The 20,737-nt window shown below is 63.8% G+C and carries 16 protein-coding genes; 5 read left to right on the top strand and 11 right to left on the bottom strand.

The features are described from left to right. Positions 1 to 87: 87 nt before the first annotated feature. Entirely contained in the window at positions 88 to 3,651 is a 3,564-nt protein-coding gene (locus EL255_RS04270) for an ATP-binding cassette domain-containing protein (RefSeq protein WP_042651671.1), read from the top strand. A 44-nt stretch (positions 3,652 to 3,695) separates the two neighbouring features. Here the strand turns inward: EL255_RS04270 and EL255_RS04265 are convergent, their stop codons facing one another. From EL255_RS04265 to trmB, 5 genes are all read right to left on the bottom strand, one after another. Beyond that, positions 3,696 to 3,905, bottom strand: a complete 210-nt coding sequence (locus EL255_RS04265) for a YgdI/YgdR family lipoprotein (RefSeq protein ID WP_042651670.1) — start codon at positions 3,903 to 3,905, stop codon at positions 3,696 to 3,698. A 203-nt stretch (positions 3,906 to 4,108) separates the two neighbouring features. Beyond that, the gene (locus EL255_RS04260) at positions 4,109 to 5,401 is read right to left on the bottom strand and encodes a sulfurtransferase (protein WP_042651669.1); all 1,293 of its coding nucleotides are present in this window, start codon (positions 5,399 to 5,401) and stop codon (positions 4,109 to 4,111) included. 29 nt (positions 5,402 to 5,430) lie between these two features. Next, the gene (gene glsB, locus EL255_RS04255) at positions 5,431 to 6,351 is read right to left on the bottom strand and encodes a glutaminase B (RefSeq protein WP_042651668.1); all 921 of its coding nucleotides are present in this window, start codon (positions 6,349 to 6,351) and stop codon (positions 5,431 to 5,433) included. Positions 6,352 to 6,452: 101 nt separating this feature from the next. After that, complete coding sequence (locus EL255_RS04250) at positions 6,453 to 6,785, bottom strand: YggL family protein (protein ID WP_042651667.1); 333 nt, start codon at positions 6,783 to 6,785, stop codon at positions 6,453 to 6,455. 31 nt (positions 6,786 to 6,816) lie between these two features. After that, complete coding sequence (gene trmB / locus EL255_RS04245; RefSeq protein ID WP_042651666.1) at positions 6,817 to 7,530, bottom strand: tRNA (guanosine(46)-N7)-methyltransferase TrmB; 714 nt, start codon at positions 7,528 to 7,530, stop codon at positions 6,817 to 6,819. Between the two features lie 346 nt (positions 7,531 to 7,876). On the opposite strand from trmB, the gene EL255_RS04240 reads away from it, so the two are divergent. Beyond that, complete coding sequence (locus tag EL255_RS04240; protein ID WP_042651665.1) at positions 7,877 to 8,944, top strand: M28 family metallopeptidase; 1,068 nt, start codon at positions 7,877 to 7,879, stop codon at positions 8,942 to 8,944. A gap of 202 nt (positions 8,945 to 9,146) precedes the next feature. After that, positions 9,147 to 10,328, top strand: coding sequence for an aminotransferase-like domain-containing protein (locus EL255_RS04235; RefSeq protein WP_042651664.1), 1,182 nt, complete (start codon positions 9,147 to 9,149; stop codon positions 10,326 to 10,328). A 67-nt stretch (positions 10,329 to 10,395) separates the two neighbouring features. On the opposite strand, the gene EL255_RS04230 is transcribed toward EL255_RS04235, so the two are convergent. Next, positions 10,396 to 11,928 carry an EAL domain-containing protein gene (locus tag EL255_RS04230; RefSeq protein WP_042651663.1) on the bottom strand — a complete coding sequence of 511 codons (1,533 nt, stop codon included), beginning with the start codon at positions 11,926 to 11,928 and terminating at the stop codon, positions 10,396 to 10,398. Positions 11,929 to 12,217: 289 nt separating this feature from the next. On the opposite strand from EL255_RS04230, the gene EL255_RS04225 reads away from it, so the two are divergent. Further along, complete coding sequence (locus EL255_RS04225; RefSeq protein ID WP_042651662.1) at positions 12,218 to 13,123, top strand: TIGR01777 family oxidoreductase; 906 nt, start codon at positions 12,218 to 12,220, stop codon at positions 13,121 to 13,123. Between the two features lie 147 nt (positions 13,124 to 13,270). Here the strand turns inward: EL255_RS04225 and EL255_RS04220 are convergent, their stop codons facing one another. Together EL255_RS04220 and EL255_RS04215 are read right to left on the bottom strand one after the other, a co-directional pair. Continuing rightward, positions 13,271 to 15,712, bottom strand: a complete 2,442-nt coding sequence (locus tag EL255_RS04220) for an ABC transporter permease (RefSeq protein ID WP_042651661.1) — start codon at positions 15,710 to 15,712, stop codon at positions 13,271 to 13,273. Further along, positions 15,709 to 16,434 carry an ABC transporter ATP-binding protein gene (locus tag EL255_RS04215; protein ID WP_042651660.1) on the bottom strand — a complete coding sequence of 242 codons (726 nt, stop codon included), beginning with the start codon at positions 16,432 to 16,434 and terminating at the stop codon, positions 15,709 to 15,711. The genes EL255_RS04220 and EL255_RS04215 overlap by 4 nt, the downstream gene beginning before the upstream one ends. A gap of 293 nt (positions 16,435 to 16,727) precedes the next feature. Between EL255_RS04215 and EL255_RS04210 the strand changes: the two genes are divergently transcribed. Further along, positions 16,728 to 17,327, top strand: coding sequence for an arylesterase (locus tag EL255_RS04210; RefSeq protein WP_042651659.1), 600 nt, complete (start codon positions 16,728 to 16,730; stop codon positions 17,325 to 17,327). Positions 17,328 to 17,457: 130 nt separating this feature from the next. Here EL255_RS04210 and EL255_RS04205 read toward each other — a convergent pair whose 3' ends face one another. The 3 genes from EL255_RS04205 to EL255_RS04195 all read right to left on the bottom strand — a co-directional run bounded on the left by EL255_RS04205 (position 17,458) and on the right by EL255_RS04195 (position 20,654). After that, positions 17,458 to 18,402 carry a chemotaxis protein CheV gene (locus EL255_RS04205; RefSeq protein WP_042651658.1) on the bottom strand — a complete coding sequence of 315 codons (945 nt, stop codon included), beginning with the start codon at positions 18,400 to 18,402 and terminating at the stop codon, positions 17,458 to 17,460. Between the two features lie 354 nt (positions 18,403 to 18,756). Beyond that, positions 18,757 to 19,854 carry a porin gene (locus EL255_RS04200; protein ID WP_042651657.1) on the bottom strand — a complete coding sequence of 366 codons (1,098 nt, stop codon included), beginning with the start codon at positions 19,852 to 19,854 and terminating at the stop codon, positions 18,757 to 18,759. Positions 19,855 to 20,243: 389 nt separating this feature from the next. Beyond that, complete coding sequence (locus EL255_RS04195) at positions 20,244 to 20,654, bottom strand: CBS domain-containing protein (RefSeq protein ID WP_042651656.1); 411 nt, start codon at positions 20,652 to 20,654, stop codon at positions 20,244 to 20,246. Positions 20,655 to 20,737: the final 83 nt, after the last annotated feature.

The raw sequence follows: 20,737 nt of genomic DNA, 5'->3' as shown, positions 1-20,737 counted from the left end.
GCCCGGGGCAATGACATCCTAAAATTGAGGGCGGCCCATGAGCCGCCCCACCCTGTCGGAAGCAACACACAATAATAAGGATCACCATTGGAACACCCGGAAACCTCGGCCGGCTGGCTGAGCCGTCTCTTCTATCACTGGACGGGGCCCTTGCTGCGCAAGGGTCTGAGCGAACCCCAGGTCAGCCTCGACGATCTCTATCCTCTGCTGCCGGAAGACAGGCGTGACGAGCGCGCCGACGCCTTCCTCGCGCTGACCGCCACCCGGCCGGTGCGGCCCTGGCCCATCATGGCCTTCATCTGGCATCACTACCGCGGGCGCATCGGCCTGCTCACCCTGCTGCAGCTGCTCGGCATGCTGGCGACCCTGGCCAGCCCCTGGCTGCTGAACCACAGCATGACCCAGCTCGGTGACGGAGCCAGCACAGGCCACAAGCTGCTGCTGGCCTTCGCCCTGTTCGCCTCGGTGCTGGCCGCCGGCATGCTGGCGGAGCACTCCCTGCAGCTGGCGCTCAAGATGCACGTCCCCATTCGCCGCCTGCTGGCCGAGTCCCTGCTCGCCAAGGTGATGAAGCTGGGGGGCAAGAGCTTTGACGACCGCGCCGGTGGCCGGGTGCAGAACCTCATCAACCGGGATGTGTGGGACATCACCTGGATCCTGGCCGATCCGGCCATGCCGCTCACCATGGCGCTGCAACTGGCCGGCACCATAGCCCTGCTGGTGTGGCAGGTGGGCAGTGCCGGCCTGGTCGGTTTCGCCGTGCTCACCCTGCTGCTGCTGGTCTCCACCCGGGTGGTGCGCCGCATGAACCAGCAGGAGCAGCAGCTCAAGCGCCAGCAGGACGAGCGCAACGGCATACTGGCGGAATATATCAAGAAGCTGCGGCTGGTGCGCCAGAACGGGCTCGGCGCCTTCTTCACCCAGGCGGCTAACGCCAAGCGCCAGCAGGAGCTCGGCGTGCTCGGCCGGGTGCTCAAGCTCGATGCCGTCAACAGCTTCCTGATGCTGAGCACCCCGCTGCTGGTCACCCTCGCCACCTTCACCACCTATCTCGCATCGGGCCAGAGCCTGACCCTGCCTCAGGTGTTCACCACCATCGCCCTGTTCGCGGTGCTGCGCATCCCCATGATGCGGCTGCCCTACCTCATCCGCACCCTGATCAACTTCAACACCGGCTTCAACCGGCTGTGCGACTTCCTCAACAGCGCGGAACAGCACCGGGATCTCAACGACCCCAGCCTGCCCGTCGGCAGCCTGCGGCTCCAGGCCGTCACCGCCCGGCACCAGCACAAGGCGGTGCTGCAAGGGGCCAGCCTCGCTATCCAGCCGGGGGAGCTGGTGGGGATCACGGGGGCGACCGGGGCGGGCAAGAGCTGCCTGCTGCACCTGATCGCCGGCTTCGACAACGAGTTCGAGGGGGAGATCCGCCGCCACGGCCGGGTGGCCCACCTCGGCCACAAGCCCTGGCTGATGAACGACACCATTCGCAACAACATACTGTTCGGCCAGCCCTGGCACGGCGAACGCTATCGCTGGGTGCTCGGCGCCTGCGCCCTCAGTGCCGACCTCAGCCTGCTCAGCCACGGCGACCAGACCCTGGTGGGCGAGCTCGGTACCCGCCTCTCCGGCGGCCAGCAGCAGCGGGTCGCCCTGGCACGCGCGCTCTATGCGAAGGCCGACATCCTGCTGCTGGACAACCCCCTCTCGGCGCTGGATCCCATCGTCTCGGCCCAGGTGCTGGAGCAGGGGCTCGCCTTCAAGCCGGGCCCCACCCGGCTGCTGGTGAGCCACGATCCGGACGTGCTGGCCCACTGCGATCGGGTTATCCGGGTCGAGCAGGGCCAACTGGTGGAGCTCGACGCACACCAGCTGGCGGATCTCATCCAGCATCCGCTCCCCGCCCCCATGGTGGCGCCGCAGGAGGCGGAACAATTCAGCGAGGAGAAGGTGGTCGAGGGCAAGGTCGACTGGGGCCTGTTCGGCTTCATGTGGCAGCGCCTGGCCGCCCCCGGCGCCATCCTGATCGCACTGCTGCTCACCCTGGGCCAGGAGGGACTGCGCATCGCCTCGGATCTCTGGCTCGGCGGCAAGGCCGAGGTGGCGGATGTCCGCACCCTGCTCGGCATCTATGTGCTGCTGGGGGCGGGCTCCCTCGTCTGCATCATGGTGGTGCGGATCATCAACTACAAGCTCGGCCTCAAGCTGGCCTGGACCCTGTTCGACGGCATGCTGGGCCGCATCAGCCGTGCCCCCATGGCGTTCTTCGACAAGGTGCCCCAGGGGCGCATCCTCAACCGCTTCGATCGGGATCTCGGGGAGGCGCAGGAGATACTGCTGTCCATGCTGATGGGGCTGTTCGCCATGCTCATCTCGGTGTTGCTGCAGGTGGCGGTGATCGGCGTCAACATGCCGCTGCTGCTGCTCATCGCCCCCCTGGTGGGCTGGGCGCTCTATGTGCTGCAGCGCCGCTACCGGGCGGTGCAGCTCAAGCTGCGGCGCCAGTCCTCGGTGCTGCGCTCCCCGCTCTACATCAGCATCAGCGAGACCATCCGCGGCGCCCCCGCCCTGCGTCTGGCCGGCGCCGAGCGCTACGCCCTGGATCAGGTGCTGCTGCACTATGACAACAACCTGCGCAGCTGGTACACCACCACCTCCATCAACCGCTGGCTCGGCATGCACCAGACCCTGCTCTCCGCCGCCCTGGTCGGGGCCGTGGCGCTGATGGTGGCCTTCAGCAACAGCTCGCTGCTGGGGGCCGTGGCCATCACCTACGCCTTCACCGCCTCGGCCATGCTCAACTCCCTGATCCGCACCTTCGCCGAGGTGGAGCAGGTGATGAATGCGGTGGAGCGGGTGCGCGAGTACAGCGAGATCGAGAGCGAGCGCCAGGAAGGTGAGCCCCTCTCCACCCCTCATCCCAGGGTGCGCTTCGACAACCTGGGGCTGCGCTACCCCGAGGCGAGCCAGTGGGCGCTGCACAAGGTGAACTTCGAGTTGGCCCCCGGCGAGAAGGTCGGCGTCTGCGGCCGCACCGGTGCGGGCAAGAGCTCCCTGCTCGGGGTGCTGCAGGCCATGTATCCGGTCTCCCAGGGCGAGATCTACTACGACGAGCAGCCGCTGTCGGCGCTGGCGCCGGAGGCGGTGCGCGATCTGTACGACACCGTCTCCCAGACGCCGCTCACCTTCTTCGGCACCCTGCGCGCCAACCTGGCCCCCCTGACCCGCCACGACGACGAGGCGCTGGAGCTGGCGCTGGCCCGGGTGGGCCTGGCCGAGCGCTGCGCCGGTCGGCTGGACGAGGATCTCGACAAGCTGCAGCTGTCGGCCGGCGAGACCCAGCTGCTGGTGATCGCCCGCATCCTGCTGTCGCGCCGCCCGCTGATCGTGCTGGACGAGGCCACCTCGGATCTCGATCACGGCGGCATGCGCAAGATGGCGGAGCTGCTCTATCGCTACCGGCCGGAGGCCAGCTATCTGGTGATAGCCCACCATCTGGAGCCGCTCTTGTCGGTGGACAAGGTGGTGGTGATGGAGGCGGGTAGCGTGGTGGAGCAGGGCTCGCCGGTCAGCCTGCTGGCCAACCCGGACTCCCGCTTCCACCGGCTGTTCGTCGGTCAGGTCAACCGCCAGGTGGCCGAGATCACCGGCTGAAACAAAAGGGCTGCCCACGGGCAGCCCTTCTCGTCCTGCGCCCCTCAGCGCTCCATGATCTGGGTGATGTCATCCTTGTTGATCAACATCTCCCGCCCCTCTTCGTCGTAGTAGCGGTACATGCCCGTGTCCTCATCCAGCTTGGGCTTGCTGTCGGTGGTAATCATCTTCCCGTCCCGGGTGCTCATGATGTATTGAGAGCTGCACGCCACCAGTCCCAGCACACACACCAGGATCATCATCAGTCGTTTCATCGCCCGCCTCTTCTCCCTCCGGCATCCTCAGGACGAGGATGTTTCTTGAAGCCTAGCTCAAGCGCCCCCACCCGAATGAGTGTGGCCAGAATATGAGAACAGCGAGCTGAATCAGCGAGTTAACAGCGGGATGCGCCAGGAGATCCAGATGAAAAAAGGCCGGACATGGGTCCGGCCTTTGACAGGGTAACGCAGGAGCGCCATCAGCCCTTGGGCTGACGCTCACCGGTGACGGTGGGGTTCTTGGGATCTGAGCTCCACTCGTACCAGCCGCCGTCGTAGACGCTGATCCGCTTCCAGTCCATCAGCCAGGCGTAGAAGAAGGCCTCGGAGGCGCGCCAGCCGGTACCGCAGTAGAAGGCGGCCTGCTGGGTTGGCTCTATGTCCCACTCATCCCACATGGCGAGGATCTCGCGGGCCGGCTTCATGGTGCCATCCGGATTGTGGAAGTCGCTCATGCTGTTGGCATCCACCCCACCACGACCCCACTTGGCGCCGGGGATGTCACCCTTCGGCTTGATGTAGCTGTAGCCGGAGGTCTTGCCGACGAACTCGTCCCAGGTACGCACGCTGACCAGGGCGCCATCGGGCTGCTTGAGCAGCTCCTTGGCCTGGGTCAGGGAGGTGAGGTACTCGGGGTGCGCCGGAATGGCCACGCCGAACTCCTTCACCGGCTCGTACTTGTTGGCCAGGCCGGTCTCGGTGCGCAGGTGCTGCACGAACCAGGCATCCAGGCCGCCATCCAGCAGTCGCACGTCTTCCACCCCGGCGTACATCATCAGGTGAGCGGCACGGGCCGCCGCCATGGTGTTGCGGCCATAGAGGATGACGGTGGTGTCGTGACGGATGCCGTTCTCCAGCAGCAGTTGCTTGAGCGCCTCATCGGACACCTTGTTCCACAACGGCTCCTCTTCCAGGCGGTTGGTGTCGATGTAACCGGCCCCCGGGATGTGGCTCAGCAGGTAAGCCTTGGGTGAACCCCAATCCACCTCGAACAGCTTCCAGTCACCCTTGGGCTTGGCCACCACCGGCTTGCCTTCCTGCAGATCCGCCAGCCAGCGCGGGTAGACCAGCTGCTGCCAGCGGGTCAGGGCCTCGCGCGGCGCGGCCTTCCAGTCCTGCAGCTCGAACAGCTGCTTGATGCCCTGCTGGCGCAGCAGGCGGGCCACCTCGGCCACCCCGCGCGGTTCGCCATAGAGTGCCACCGGACGGTCCGCACTCAGTCCCTTCTCCTTGAGCGCCTTGGCCCACTCCTCGTCACCGTATTTCCACTCGGCGGAGAGGCTCTCGGCGCCAGCCACGTGGCCGCCCTGCTGCTCATCCGCCATGGGCCAGCCCTGGTAGAAGTAGCTGGGGCGGGTATCCAGGATGACGGCCTCCTTGGCCTTGGCATCCGCCAAGGAGAGGGGGGGCAATTCCGCCGCCAGGGCGGGCAAGGCGCACCAGAGCAGCAAGGCGGCCAGACCGGCCCGCAACAGGGCTGTGATTCGTTTCATGATGTTGTCTCGATCCATAGTGAACAAAATTAGAAAATAGAGCGGCCAAGGCGCTCCGCCAGCAGCTCCAGCGCGGCCGTGCCGGCCAGCGAGTTGCCGGCCTTGTTGAGCTCGGGTGACCAGACGCAGACACAGAGTTCGCCCGGGATCAGCGCCATGATGCCGCCGCCGACCCCGGACTTGCCCGGCATGCCGACCCGGTAGGCGAAGTCACCCGCCTCGTCATAGAGGCCGCAGGTCGCGAGCAGGGCGTTGACCTGCTTGGTGGTGCGCGCCGGCAGCAGCGGCGTGCTCTCGCCGAGGGGCACGCCACGATTGGCCAGGTAGATGAAGGTGCGCGCCAGATCGGCACAGCTCATGCGAATGGCACAGGCATTGAAGTAGCTTTGCAGCACCTTGTCCACTTCGTTCTCGAAGTTGCCATAGGCCTTCATCAGGTAGGCGATGGCCGCATTGCGGGCGGCGTGCTGATACTCGGAGCGCGCCACCACCTGATCCGCCATGATGGCCGGGTTGCCGCACAGGCGGCGCACCAGCTCCAGGGTGCGTTGGCGGGGGGCGGTGAGCCGCGTCTCCAGCAGGTCGCTCACCACCAGGGCCCCGGCATTGATGAAGGGGTTGCGGGGAATGCCCTGCTCAAATTCGAGCTGCACCAGCGAGTTGAACGGCTGGCCCGAGGGCTCCTTGCCGACCCGGGCCCAGATCTCGTCCTCCTGATAGAGGGTCAGTGCCAGGGTGAGGCTCAGGGCCTTGGAGATACTCTGGATGGAGAAGGCTTCGAAGGCGTCACCGGCGGTGAACAGCTCCCCTTGCACGGTACAGACCGCGATGCCGAGCCGATCGGCGGGAACCTGGGCCAGCGCGGGGATATAGTCGGCCACCTTGCCTTGTCCCAGCAGGGGACGAACCTGCTCGAGAATGCTGGCCAGTAATTCGGATGACAACACCATTGGCTATTCCATGACATGAAGCGGGGTGAGGGGCCGCCCCCACCGACAAAAATCCCGCCAGCGGCGGGATTTTCTATGTGCCCGTGACAGGCAGTCCGATATCAGGCCGGCTCGCCGTACCAGAGGTCGAACAGCTCGGTGACCACCACGGCTTCCATCCCCTTGCCTTCCAGCCAGGATTTGATGACGGCACGGTCTTCCTCGGTGCACTTGCCCAACTGCTGGGTGCAGATCATGCCTTCCCAGGACAGGTGACCCGAACCGGCGAAGGCCAGCTTGCGGGGTTCAATCACTTCATCAATAAACGCATCGACCACGGTATCGATGGTCTCTTCGGCGGTGCCGACCGGGAAGTTGAAACTGATGTCGAATCCCATTTCCTGGAATTCATCGACGCGCAGTTTCTTACGCAGACGGCGACTACGATTGGCCATGCTAGCTCCTTAGGTTTGTTGACACGTTAACTTAGTTAACTCGTTTGAAAATCAGATCCCAAACCCCGTGCCCAAGACGATGGCCACGTTGTTCGAATTTGGTCAGCGGGCGCCAGTCGGGACGCGGCACCCAGTTGCCGCTAGGGGCGGTGTTCTCATAGCCTTCGGCGGCACTCATCACCTCCAGCATGTGTTCGGCATAGTTCTCCCAGTCGGTGGCCATGTGGAACACGCCACCGATGGCCAGCTTCTGGCGAATGTCCTGGGCGAACGCCGGCTGCACGATGCGACGCTTGTGATGACGGCTCTTGTGCCAGGGATCCGGGAAGAACAGCTGCAGGCAGGAGAGCGAGCCGTCCGGGATCATGTGCTCAAACACCTCGACTGCGTCGTGGCAGATGACACGCAGGTTGCTGACCCCCGCCTCCTGGGCGGTGCCGAGGCAGGCGCCCACGCCCGGGGAGTGCACCTCGATGCCGATGAAGTTCTTCTCGGGGGCATTCTTGGCCATCTCCACCAGGGAGGCGCCCATGCCGAAACCGATTTCCAGCACCACGGGCGCGTCGCGCCCAAACAGCGCCACCATGTCGAGCGGGGCCGGTGCAAAATCGATACCCATGACCGGCCAGAGCTCTTCCAGGGCCTTCTCCTGCCCTTTGGTCAGGCGGCCTTCGCGACGGACGAAGCTGCGGATCTTGCGCATGAACTTGCCGTCTTCGTTAAATACATCTTGGGTCACAGGCATAATTGTCTCGTTATTTCATCAATCCGGGTCATACATCTCAGGTCAATCCGGCTGGGGACGACTCGAATGAATAGTCTCGTTATTTCATCAATCCGGGCAACACATCTCGGTCAGTCCGGCTGAGGGTCGACCTTGAGTGGCTCGTTATTTCATCAGTCGACGAAAACAGGGGAGCGAATTATCCCAAGATAGGCCCAAGGCGCAAGTGTTTAGCGCAACAAATCCCCCGTCTCTTGCCAATTCAGCCAGTTCGGTTGACAAATGCCACCCCCTTCACAGAATCTGCCGGGCGTCAGGTGCATCCTGACACGCGATAATAAAGCCATACACAACAAAGGATTGCAGTATGAAAAAAACAGTATTGTGCCTCGCCATCGCAACCCTGCTGGCCGGGTGCAACCCCTCGGACAATGATTCACAAGCCCCCGCCCCCGCCGACCAGGCCTACGAGTATCTGGTGCAGCTGAGCTCGGGCGCCGAAGGGATAGGGGCCAGACCCACAGGCACCGAGGCCGAGACCCGCGCCGCCGCCTGGATCCAGGATCATCTGACCGGCTGGGGCTACGAGGTGCAGAACCAGCCGTTTACCTACACCAAGGGCGGCGCCAGCAAGCACTCCCAGAACCTCATCGCCGAGCTCAAGGGGCAGAGCGACAGGGTGATCCTCATCGGCGCCCACTACGACAGCACCGGGGACAAGAAGGGCTCTGAGGGGGCCACCGACAACGGCGCCGGGGTCGCCGCCCTCTTGGCGGTCGCCGAGGCGCTCAAGGGCCAGACCCTGCCCTACACGGTGCGCTTCGCCTTCTTCGGCGCGGAAGAGAACGGCCTCAACGGCTCCAAGGCTTATGCCGCCGGCCTGGACGGCGCCGCCGTCACCCAGCTGCTGGCCATGGTGAACTACGACACCATCGCCGGCGGCGACATCGTCTACGTTCACTCCGCCCACTCCGACGTGAGCGAGTACAACTGCGCCGAGCCGAGCCGCTACAGCTTCGATCCCAAGGTGCGGGATCGCCTGCTGGCCATCTCCCAGCAGGGTGCCACCCCGTTCGCCATCCATCCCAGCTACGCCGGCTACCCGGAAGGGGAGACCGGCAGTTGGTCGGATCACGCCCCCTTCGCCTGCCTGGGGGTGCCCATCGCCTACGTGGAGGCGACCAACTTCACCATCAACGGGGCGGACGGCTATGACGGCTACTCCCAGAGCACCAACCCGGCGCTGTGGGACTGTTACGATGACGCCAGCAAGAGCGCCTGCGATCGGGACAGCGAGACCCAGTGGGGCAAGATCTGGCACACCCAGTACGACCGTCTCGACAAGATGGCCGAGCTGTTCCCGGGCCGGGTCCAGCAGCAGCTTGGCGCCAACACGGATCTGATGATCCGCTTCCTGAAGGAACCCGGACTCTGAGTCGGCGCTGACGGCCGAGCACGAACGGGTCAGGGGTTTTTACGCCCCGCCCCCGCTCGGAGACGATAAAATTCGGGCAGGTGTCAAACCTGCCCTTTTTTATGGATTTTTGTGACAGCCATTGCCTCATTTCTGAAATCTGATACAAACGGATAACCTGGCGGTTGAATGGAGCGACCGCCACCCAGTCAGAGAGAACCCTATGCAGCCGTTTTTTGCCCAGCGCTTCGAGAAGGTCGAACCTTCCTTTATCCGCGAAATCCTGAAAGTCGCCGCCAATCCGGAGATCATCTCCTTCGCCGGCGGCCTGCCCAACCCGAACCTGTTCCCGGTCAAGGCCATCGACCAGGCCTGCCAGGACGTGCTGCGCGAACAGGGCGCCGCCGCGCTGCAATATGCCGCCACCGAAGGCTTCGCCCCGCTGCGCCAGTACATCGCCGATCGTTACCTGACGCGCCACGGCATGACAGTGGACCCGGACAACATACTGATCACCAGCGGCTCCCAGCAGGCGCTGGATCTGCTGGGCAAGGTGCTGGTCAACGAGGGACAGGATCTCATCATCGAGGAACCCGGCTACCTGGGTGCCATCCAGGCGTTCTCCGTCTATCAACCGAACTTCCGCCCCATCACCCTGGGGGAAGAGGGGCTGGATCTGGCCGCGCTGGATGCGCTGCTGGAGCGAGGCTCCGACGCCAAGCTGCTGTACGGCGTGCCGAATTTCCAGAACCCGAGCGGTGTCTCTTACAGCCGCGCCAATCGCGAGGCGCTGGCCGAGCGGCTGGTACGCCACGAGCTGCTGATGGTGGAAGATGATCCCTACGGCGAGCTGCGCTTCGAGGGGGAGCACCTGCCCCCCATCGCCAAGCTGGCGCCGAACAATACCGTGCTGCTCGGCTCCTTCTCGAAAACGGTGGTGCCCGCGTTTCGTCTGGGCTGGATGCTGGTGCCGGACTGGCTGCGCAAGAAGGTCACCATCGCCAAGCAGGCCACGGACCTGCACAGCAACGCCTTCAGCCAGCAGGTGCTGCACCGCTTCCTGACCGACAACTCGCTGGATGCCCACCTGGAGAAGATCAAGGAAGTCTATGGTCGCCAGCGCGCCGCCATGGAAGCCGCCCTGGCTCGCCACTGCCCGCCCGGCGTCAGCTACACCCGGCCGGAAGGGGGCATGTTCCTCTGGCTGACCCTGCCCGCCAGCATCTCCGCCATGGAGCTGTTCGACGAGGCGATCAAGGAGAAGGTTGCCTTCGTGCCCGGCGCCCCCTTCTATGTGCGCCCAGAGATCAAGAACACCCTGCGCCTGAGCTTCTCCTGCGTGGACGAGGCCACTACCGAGGAAGGGGTCAAGCGGCTGGCCCGCGCCCTGGCCCGCATGCTCTGAGCCCCCGCCAGATGAAAAAAAACCAGCGACCGAGGTCGCTGGTTTTTTTTATGGCCGCCTGCCGGCCTCAGCGGCTCAGCCGCCTGCTGAATTCCGCCATCGGCATGGGCCTGCCGTAGAAGTAGCCCTGCAGGAAAGTCACGTCCCGCGCCCTCAGGTAGGCGTCCTGCACCTCGTTCTCCACCCCTTCCGCCACCAGTTGCAGGCCGAGCCGGGTCGCCAGATCGATGACGTTCTCGACGATGTGGCTGGACAGCGCATCGGACCCTATCATGCCGACGAAGCTCTGATCGATCTTGAGGAAATCAACCTGGAAGGTCTGCAGATAGGCCAGGCTGGAGTGGCCGGTGCCGAAGTCGTCGATGGCGATGAAGACGCCAAGATCGTGCAGCTCGGCAAACAGCCGGTCGCTCACCTCATCCGCCACTATCAGCTCCCGCTCGGTCAGCTCCAGCACCAGCTTGATGGGATTGGCCTCGAACGTCTTGATGAAGGCGCGGCAATCGTCCACCAGGCTGAGATCGTGGCAGTGACGGGCACAGACGTTGAACGCGAAGTGAAATCCGGCCGGCAGCTCATGCACCCTGGGTGCGAAGTGCTCGCGCACCTGGCGCATCAGCGCACTGGTCATGGGGATGATGAGGCCGGAGGCCTCCGCCATGGGGATGAAGCGATCCGGCGAGATCATGCCCTGGCGGGGATGCTGCCAGCGCATCAGCACCTCGCAGCCGCTCCAGTGCGCGTCGTCACCCGTCACCACGGGTTGCAGGTGCGGCAAGAACTCCCCCTGATCCAGCGCCCGTTTCAGCTCCTGCGTCGGTGAGGTCGAGCGCCCCATCAGCCAGAACACCCCCACCCCGAACAGCAGGCTCAGCAGGGGATAGACGATGAGACTGATCTTGGAGTAGTCCCAGATATGGGCGCCGTATTCGTCCACCGAGAGGGTGGTCGCCACCTTGAACGGGTACTTTTCCGAGGCCTGCTCCAGGTAGCCAGGCGCATCTGAGGGGAACAGTTGATTGGTGAGCTTGCTGTCGCGCAGCAGCATCTGCGGGCCCACCACCAGCCCAAGGGGAGAGGTGCGGCTCAGCATGTCGAGGATGTTGAGCAGGTAATAGCCATCGACCCCGACCAGGATGCCGTACTCCCCCACCTCCTGTCGGTAGACGATGAGCGGCCGATCCGGCGTGACCGGATTGCCCCGCATGAGATCGAGCTTGCCCTGGACATAGTCCTCGAGATAGATCCGGCCCTTGACCGGGCCATAGAGGGAGGTGCAGTAGATGGTCTCCCCCTCGGTCAGGTTGACGCTGCGCACATCCGGCACTGTCGCCACCTGATCCCGCAGGCCCTGCACTACCTCGAGGCAGGGCTTGCCCACGTTGCCCATGACCGCCGAGGCGGCCAGCTGGGCGTTGTCCAGCGTGCGGTCAAACATGCGCTGGGCATGCACCAAACGCTCCACCGCATCCTGCTTCACCCCGTCCACCGTCTGCCAAGCAACGATGGCCAGTCCCAGCACCACGGGCAACAGAGCGGCCAGCAGGGCACAGGATAGCCGGACATAGAATTGACGCACCCTCAGACGACGAAATGGCATGATTCCCCACAATGGCAAAGGCGAAAAAGCAGACAAGTCTACGCCTTGTCAGCGACTTGGCAAGTCACGAGGGCGCGAGATGAGTGGCCCATGTGGCCCCGGCTGGCCATGAAACAAGCCTCATCCCCACATCTTATTCCCGCACGCCGGGTCGCCACAGTCTCCCCCAATCTTCGCAGGCCAATCCAGGCGCCGGCGCACAAAAAATTATAATACTCGCAAAAACAGTTGCTTGTTCATCCGGACCCCGCCCTCTAGAGTAGAGCCAACAGCATCAGGGAGGCAGGACATGAAGATACTGATCACGGGGGGGACAGGCTTTATCGGTCGCCGCCTGGTGGCCCATCTCAAGGTGCAGCACGAGGTGGTGGTACTGACCCGCCAGGGTAGCCGGGCCTACGATCTGCTCGGCCACGACATCAAGCTGCTCGACAACCTGGATCGGCTGGACGATCTCAACGACGTGGACATCGTCATCAACCTGGCCGGGGAACCCATCGCCAGTGGCCGCTGGAGCGAGCAGCGCAAACAGCTGCTGTGCAACAGCCGCTGGCTGCTGACCGAGCAGCTGGTGGATCTCATCAAGCTCTCCAGCACGCCCCCCAGGTTGCTGCTGAATGCCTCCGCCATCGGCTGGTATGGCCGCCAGGGCGATGAGCCGCTGGACGAGCAGTGCCGCCAGCCCCATGACGAGTTTACCCATCGACTCTGCCAGCAGTGGGAGAGCCTGGCCCAACAGGCCCGCGGCCCCCGCACCCGGGTCTGCATAGTGCGCATTGGCCTGGTGCTCGGCCAAGATGGCGGCGCCCTGCCCAAGCTGTTGCCCCCCTATCGCTTCGGGCTGGGTGGCCCCATGGGCTCAGGCCGGCAGGTGATGAGCTGGATCCATATTCAGGATCTGGTGCGCGCCATGCTGTTCCTGCTGGAACACGACGAGTGCGACGGCATCTTCAACGGCACCGCCCCCCAGCCGGTCGACAACCGGACCTTCAGCCAGAGCCTGGCCCGCAGCCTGCACCGCCCCCACCTGCTGTGCGTACCGGCCGGGGCACTGCGCCTGCTGCTGGGCGAGGCGGCCGACCTGCTGCTCACCGGTCAGCACGTACTGCCCACCCGGTTGCAGCAGGCGGGGTTCCACTTTACCTATCCCGAGCTGCCCCAGGCCCTCGACAACCTGCTGCACGCCCCCCGCTGAGACCCACAAAAAACAGCGCCCGGCTAAGGCCGGGCGCTGTTTGAGAGAAGGGTGCAGGGTCGATTAGTCATCGGACGCTCGCGTAGCAGGCAACCAAGCATCAGCATCCCCGTTAGTCCGATTACGCCACTTCGTGGCTAATCGAATCTACAGCAGCCCCTGCCCCAGCCCTCGCAGCCGATCGCTCAGGGTTCCCGCCAGCAGCTGGCGGCGCATGCCCTGACCGGCCAGGGTCACCAGCAGCGCCCCCAGCAGCGGCAGCCCGGCCCAGATGGCCCAGTGGAACTGCCAGCGGCCATCGAACCACCACCACTGCAGGCCGAACGAGCAGAGCTCGACCACCATGGCGGCGCACAACCCCGCCAACAGGCCACTCGCCACCAGCTCCCAGCGCAGCATCTTCTCGAGCAGGGCGCTGCCGGCCCCCAGGGTGCGCATCAGCAGCAGCTCGCGCCGCCGATGGGCCATGCTGGCCTGGGTCTGGGTCAGCAGCACCAGCAGGGCGGCCACCGTCACCAGCCCCAGCATCAGCCCCAGCGCCCGGCTCACCTGATCCGAGACCACGGTGAGTCGGGCGATCAAGTCCTCCACGTCGATGAGGCTGACGGTCGGATGCCGGCGGATCAGCTCCACCTCGGCGCTGCGTCCCTCGGGGGGCAGGCGATAGCTGCCAAGCCAGGTCTGGGAGAAGGGTGCCAGCAGATCCGGCGAGAAGATCATGTAGAAATTGGGCCTCATGTTGTCCCACTTGATGGATCTCAGGCTGGTCACCCTGGCCTCGAAGCTGCGCCCCTCTATGGTGAAGCCGAGCACGTCGTCGAGGGCGATGCCGAGCTGGCCCGCCAGCACCTCGTCGACGGAGACCTCCCCCTTGCCGGCGAGCCATTGCCCCGCGGTCAGCTGGTTGTCGGGGGGGAGCGCCGCCGTGGTGGTGAAGTTCAGCTCGCGGTTCACCCCCTCCCGCGCCGCATCCTCACCCACCGCCTGGCCGGCGATCCGGGTCAGGCGCCCGCGCACCATGGGATAGAAGTCCGAGGTGATGGCGCCGGCCTGGCGCAGGTCAGCCAGGATCCCGTCCCGCTCCTGATCGGCCACATTGACCAGGAAGCGATTGGGGGCATCCGCCGGCAGCCGGGCGGAGAAGTCGTCCAGCAAGTCGACCCGCGCCGCCCACAGCAGCCCGAACAGCATCAGCGCCAGCGCGAAACCCGCCAGCTGGAACAGGCCGCTGCCCCGCTCGCGGGAGAGGTGGCTGATGGCCAGGCGCAGGGCGTGAGGTCCCTTGAGCCGGCTGCCGAGTCGCAGCAGCCCGGAGGCCAGCACGGCCAGCAACCCCATCAGCACCCCCATGCCGCCGATGAGCCCCAGCGCCAGCCTGGCGTCGGCGGTGAAGCCCCACACCAGGCCAAACAGGCCGAGCAGGCCGACCGGCACCGTCAGCCAGGGGGGTACGCCCGCCTCCAGCTCACGGCGCAGCACCCGCAGCGGCGGCACCTTGAGCAGCCGCAGGAAGGGGATGAAGGCCAGCAACAGGGTGATGAAGAAGGCCACCGACAGGCCGAGGGCGAAGGGGCGCCAGGAGGGCGGCGGCAGATCGCTGGGCAGCAGATCCCCCAGCAGTTGCAGCGTCAGCCACTGCATCCCGCTGCCCGCCACCAGGCCAATGAAGGCACCGATCAGGGTCAGCGAGAACAGGAGCGTGCCCATCAGCTGCCAGAGGGTGCGACGGGAGGCCCCCAGCGTCTTGAGCAGCGCCACCATGTTAGTCTGCCGCTCGGCGAAGTGGCGCACCGCTATGCCCATGGCCAGGGCCCCCAGCAGCACCCCCGCCAGGGAGGCCAGGCGGAAGAAGCGCTCGGCGTTGGCCAGGGATTTCCCCACCTGGGAGCCCTGATCATCCGGCTTGATCAGCTTCTGTCCCGCCGCCAGCTTGGGCTTGAGCCAGCGCTCGTAGCTGGCGATCCCCTCACGGGGGCCCTTGAGCAGATAGCGCCACTGCTGGCGGCTGCCCGGCAGCAGGGCACCAGTCGCCTCGATGTCGGCGCTGTGGATCAGGGCCCGTGGCGCCATCTGGAAGGGGCTGAAGCCCTGATCCGGCTCCTGACCCAGCTCCCCCGCGACCTTGAGGCGGGTGTTACCGACCTCCAGCTCATCCCCGAGCCTGGCGCCGAGCAGTTGCATCACCCGGGCGGAGAGCCAGATCTCGCCGGGCGCGGGCGCCCGCTGCGGCATCAGCTCCAGCTTGCCATAGAAGGGGAAGTCGCTCGGCACGGCCCGGATGGAGGCCAGTTGCAGCCCATCCCCGTGAAACAGCATGCTGTTGAAGCTGACCGTGGTCTGGATGGAGAGGCCATACTGCCGGGCCTGCTCGAGCCAGGCCTCGGGCGCCGGGGTCGCGGAGCGCAACACCCGATCGGCGCCGATGAAGTCACGGCCCGAGGCCTTGAGCCCGGCATCCAGCCTGTCCGCCACCAGCGCCACGCTCAGCACGCAGGCCACACTCAGCGCCAGCGCCAGCACAAACCAGCGCAGCTCGCCGCTGAAACCCTCGCGGCGCAGCAGCTTAAATCCCAGTCGCCATTGACTCATGACAGCTCCCTGACTCGGGAGGCTGGGACGGCTTCGGGTGCCGGCGCATCCGACGCCAGTCGTCCCGCCGCCATCACCAGCTGCCGTTGGCAGCGCTGGGCCAGTTCATGATCATGGGTCACCACCACCAGCGTGGTGTTGTGCTCACGGTTGAGACGAAACAGCAGCTCGATCACCGTCTCCCCGGTCTTGCTGTCGAGGTTGCCGGTCGGTTCATCCGCCAGCAGCAGGCTGGGCCGGGTCATGAAGGCCCGGGCGATGGCGACGCGCTGCTGCTCGCCGCCGGACAGGCGCGGCGGCAGGTGATGCAGCCGCTCGCTGAGCCCCACCTCCGCCAGCAGCTCCCTGGCCCTGGGGGCACAATCGGTCTCGCCGCGCAGCTCGGCGGGCAACATGACGTTCTCCAGCGCGCTTAAGGTCGGCAACAACAGGAAGGACTGGAAGATGAAGCCGACCTGCTCGGCGCGCAGGCGGGCCCGGCCCTCCTCGTCCAGCCGGGTCAGCGACTGACCGAGGATCTCGATGTCGCCGCTGCTCGGCAGATCCAGCCCGGCCAGCAGGCCAAGCAGGGTGGATTTGCCGGAGCCGGAGGCACCGACCAGGGCCAGCGTCTCGCCGGTATTGACTTGCAGGTCGATCCCTTCAAGGATGGTGAGGCTTTCCTGGCCGAGACGAACCGTCTTGCCAAGGTCCCTGACGACGATAATGGGAGTTGAACTCATGATGCGTTTCCTGTTTACCTTGACCCTTGCCGACAATAACTAATGGGTACTGAACCCATGATGCATGTCCTGTTTGCCCAGACCCTTGCTGACAATAAACAATGGGCACTGAACCCATGATGCATGTCCTGTTTGCCCAGGCCCTTGCTGACAATAAACAATGGGTACTGAACCCACGATGCATATCCTGTTTGCCCAGGCCCTTGCTGACAATAAATAATGGGCACTGAACCCACGATGCATATCCTGTTTGCCCAGGCCCCTAATGACAACGAATGATCGGAGTTGAAATAATGACGCGTTTCCTGTTCGCCTTCTGCTGCCTGGTTTCATCGGTGCAGGCCCAGACCCTGCTGGTGCTGGGAGACAGCCTGAGCGCCGGCTATCAGATGCAGGCCGAGCAGAGCTGGCCTGCCCTGCTCGAGCAGAAATGGCGGCAGCAGGGCGGCGAGCACAGGCTCATCAACGCCAGCATCAGCGGTGAAACGACGCAAGGGGGGCTGGCCCGCCTGCCCGCCCTGCTCGAGCAGCATAAACCCGACTGGGTGCTGATCGAGCTGGGTGCCAACGATGGCCTGCGCGGCTTCGCCCCCGCCATCACCCGTGACAACCTGGTCAAGATGGTGGCGCTTGCCAAGGCACAGCAGGTGAAGACGGTGCTGACCCAGATCCAGCTGCCCCGCAATTATGGTGCACGCTATCTGCGCCAGTTCGAGCAGATCTTCCCGGAACTGGCGCAGGCCAATGGCCTGCCGCTGATGCCCTTCTTTTTGGATGATATTGCGCTTCGCCCTGAACTCCTGATGAACGATGGCCTCCATCCCACGGCCGAAGCCCAGCCGCAGATCCGCGACAGGGTCGCGAGCTTTATCGAGCCCCTGCTGACCCAATAGCCCCGCGTGATAGGCCGCTAGTCCCTAAAACAAAGCACCCGCCGAGGCGGGTGCTTTGTCATCCTGATTAAAACCTGGCAATGCCTCGATCGCAGCCGATCTGCCTGACCATAATGTCGTCGGATCGGGGTCAGGCTTGCAGTATCTGGCGTAGCCGCTCCTGGGCCACCCCCACCAGCAGATCGGGCTGGAACTTGGAGATGAAGCGATCGCAGCCGACCTTCTTGACCATGGCCTCGTTGAAGTTGCCGCTCAGGGAGGTGTTGAGGGTGATGAACAGATCGGCCATGCGCGGATCGCTGCGCACCTCGTGGGTCAGGCGGTAGCCATCCATCTCCGGCATCTCGGCATCGGTGATCATCAGCATGATCTCGTCGGTGACCGACTTGCCCGCGTCGCACCAGCCCTTGAGCAGCTTGAGCGCCTGCAGCCCATCCTGACACTCGATGACCTCGAGCCCGAGCTGGGCGAGCGTCTCCCGCACCTGGTTGCGCGCCGTGCTGGAGTCATCGACGATCAGCACCTTGCGGCCGTGCATCTGGGGCAGGATCTCCCTGTCCAGCACCTCGGCCGAGATGCGGATGTCATAGGTGATGATCTCGGCCAGCACCTTCTCCACATCGATGATCTCGACGATCTGATCGGCCCCCCGCTCCGGGACGCGCGTAATGGCGGTGAGATAGTTCGAGCGGCCCGCAGAACGGGGCGGCGGCAGTATGTCCTTCCAGGTCATGTTGACGATATGGGCCACCTGCCCGACCAGAAAACCCTGAATGCTGCGGTTGTACTCGGTGATGATGAGGTTGGAGTCGCTGTCGACCGCCATGGGGCGCATGCCGATGGCGCCGCGCAGGTTGATCACCGGGATGGAGACCCCGCGGATGTTCGCCACCCCGCTGATGTTGTGGTGGGCCCCGGGCATCTTGTTGAGGCGAGGCAGTTTCACCACCTCCCGCACCTTGAACACGTTGATCGCAAACAGCTGCTGGGAGCCCAGGCGGAACATCAGCAGTTCCAGGCGATTCTCCCCCACCAGCTGGGTACGTTGATCCACTGAATCCAATATGCTCGCCATATAAAGCCCTTACGTCCGTTTCCCGAGTGCCGCCACCGTAGCACGGCGTCGACATGCCAATCAGACCCGCATTCCCCCGCCATAGGCGCAACGCAAGTCCCTATAGAAATAATGAAAAGGGTCGAGGAAAGATAGGATCTTGACCGCGGGGCGTGATCCTCGCCCCATAGCCGCCGCATAGAGCGGGAAACCCGATCGCCATCAGCCCGACAAGAGGGTTATCGACCAGGAGGGGACAATGCTGAGCTGGGGATTGGTCTGAGGTTCCAAAAGCGCGAGCTTATGCTGCGCCCATAAAAAAACCGGCCGCAAAGCGGCCGGTCAAAAAAATACAGTAGGCAGTCAGGGAATGACTTAGAAGTGGTACTGCATGGCCACGCCAACGACGTCGTCGGTGTTCTGACCGAACTCGTTGTAACCATCAGCATCGCCACCGCTCAGCAGGTTGGCTTTGTAATCAACGTAGACGTCGAAGTTCTCGTTGATGTTGTACCAGGCACCGATGGAGACGTATTCGGTCAGGGTGTCGTCGAAGGTTTCACCCTTCACGTCCAGGCGGTTATACGCCAGGGACGGCTTCCACTGGCCCCAGGTGTATTGAACCACGGCTTCGTAACCGTTGCTCTCTTCGGCGTAGCCGTCGATGCCAGCCTGGTTCACATAGACGTGGTCTTCGCCATAGGCGTAGGACGCGGCAGCATACAGGTTGTTGGCGTTGTATTTGATACCAACGGCAGTCAGCTTAGCATCGCCGTCACCACCGAAGCTGGAGTTGGCGCTCTGGTCGGCAGTCTTGCCAGCCTGGTTATAGGCCAGACCCAGGCTGATGCCCATGTCGAAGTTGTAGTTGGCAGACAGGGCGTAACCCTCGGCGGAACCTCTCATCCAGCTAGATTCGTAGCCGGCGTTAATCCCGTCGATGGTGACGTCATCACCATTCTGCGCTTCGTTTTCGCCGGTGAACTGGGCACCCAGTACCAGACCGTCGAAGGTGTAGAAGTACTGAGCCAGGCCGTTGGTACGACCGGTACCGAATACTTCGGTACCCTTGCCCAGGCCATCGCCGCCCCACTCAGGCAGAACGTCGGTGTAGTCGTTTACGGCTTTGGCAATCAAGCCATCCTGACGACCGTAGCTGAAGGCACCGAAACGATCGTTCTTCACGCCAACGTAGGCATAACGCAGCTCGGTGTCGGAGCCGTTGGTCGGTACGTTGTACTCAACGAAGCCGTTGGCTACGGTTTCGCTGTTGATACGAGTCTCGCCACCGATACGCAGACGCAGATAGCTCTGATCGCCATTCTCGCTGTCGTTATCGCTGCCGTAGTACATGCCTTGAACACGACCACCGATGTCCAGCTTGGTACCATCTTGGTTGTAAACGGTAGAAGCTTGAGCACCACCGGCCAGCAGCAGGCTGGAGATGGCCATCGTCAATGCTGTTTTTTTCATTGTTCGTTCCTCTGGTGTAAACGCTATCAGACCTGTTGCTCGGTCGTTGTCATTTAGAAAAATTAGAATCGGGTTCATTTCCGATGACCTAGGGTAGATCTGCGAACCTTGATAGGAACTGAAGCAGTTGACGATTAATTGATGAATGGAGGCCAAACAAGGCTTCTGACCGACATAAATCGTCGCCAATTGGCTACATTTTATACGTTTCATTTGGAGACAGAGCGACACCGCCAGCCAGTCTCTACTGAGTACATGGCGGGAGGGGCAAGATGAAGAAAGGAAAAAAGGGTAAACAATGCGTCACCCTGACTGGCGAGGGCTGCCAGACCACAGGCGAGCTGTTATAGCGGCTGATACTGTGTCAGGGCCTCAGCGGGTGGTGGCACTCAGGCGGGCTGCCAGTCGAGCATGACCCTCAGCAGGTCTTTCCAGCTGAGAATGCCGACCAGGGCCCCCTTCTCCAGCACCGGCAGGCAGGAGACATGCTGCTCCAGCATCACCCTGGCCGCCTCCTGCAGCGAGCGATCGGCGGCGATGGTGATGGGCTGGCGGCTCATGATCTGGTGGGCGCGCCGGTTGAGGGTCTCGGTGTCGCGGTTCATCTCGGCATCGGTGTCGAGATAGGGGCTGAGGGCGCGCAGCAGATCCCTGTCCGAGATGACCCCCATCAGCACCTCGTCTTCCAGCACCAGCAGGTGGCGAAAGTGGGCCTGCTCGAAGATCTCCTTGATGACATTGAGCCTGTCATCCATGGAAACGGTCGCAACCCGGGTCGTCATGATCTCTTTAATCAGCATGGCAGCCTCCTGTCCCCTGACAGATGTCTCTGTTATGGCACGTTTTTCTTGCCGCAGCCAGCCAGGCACCCCAGCCTAAAGTG

This window comes from Aeromonas encheleia (assembly GCF_900637545.1).
GTDB classification, from domain to species: Bacteria; Pseudomonadota; Gammaproteobacteria; order Enterobacterales; family Aeromonadaceae; genus Aeromonas; species Aeromonas encheleia.
Note: the sequence above shows the minus strand (reverse complement) of the source record. Positions and strands in the feature narration are given on the sequence as shown.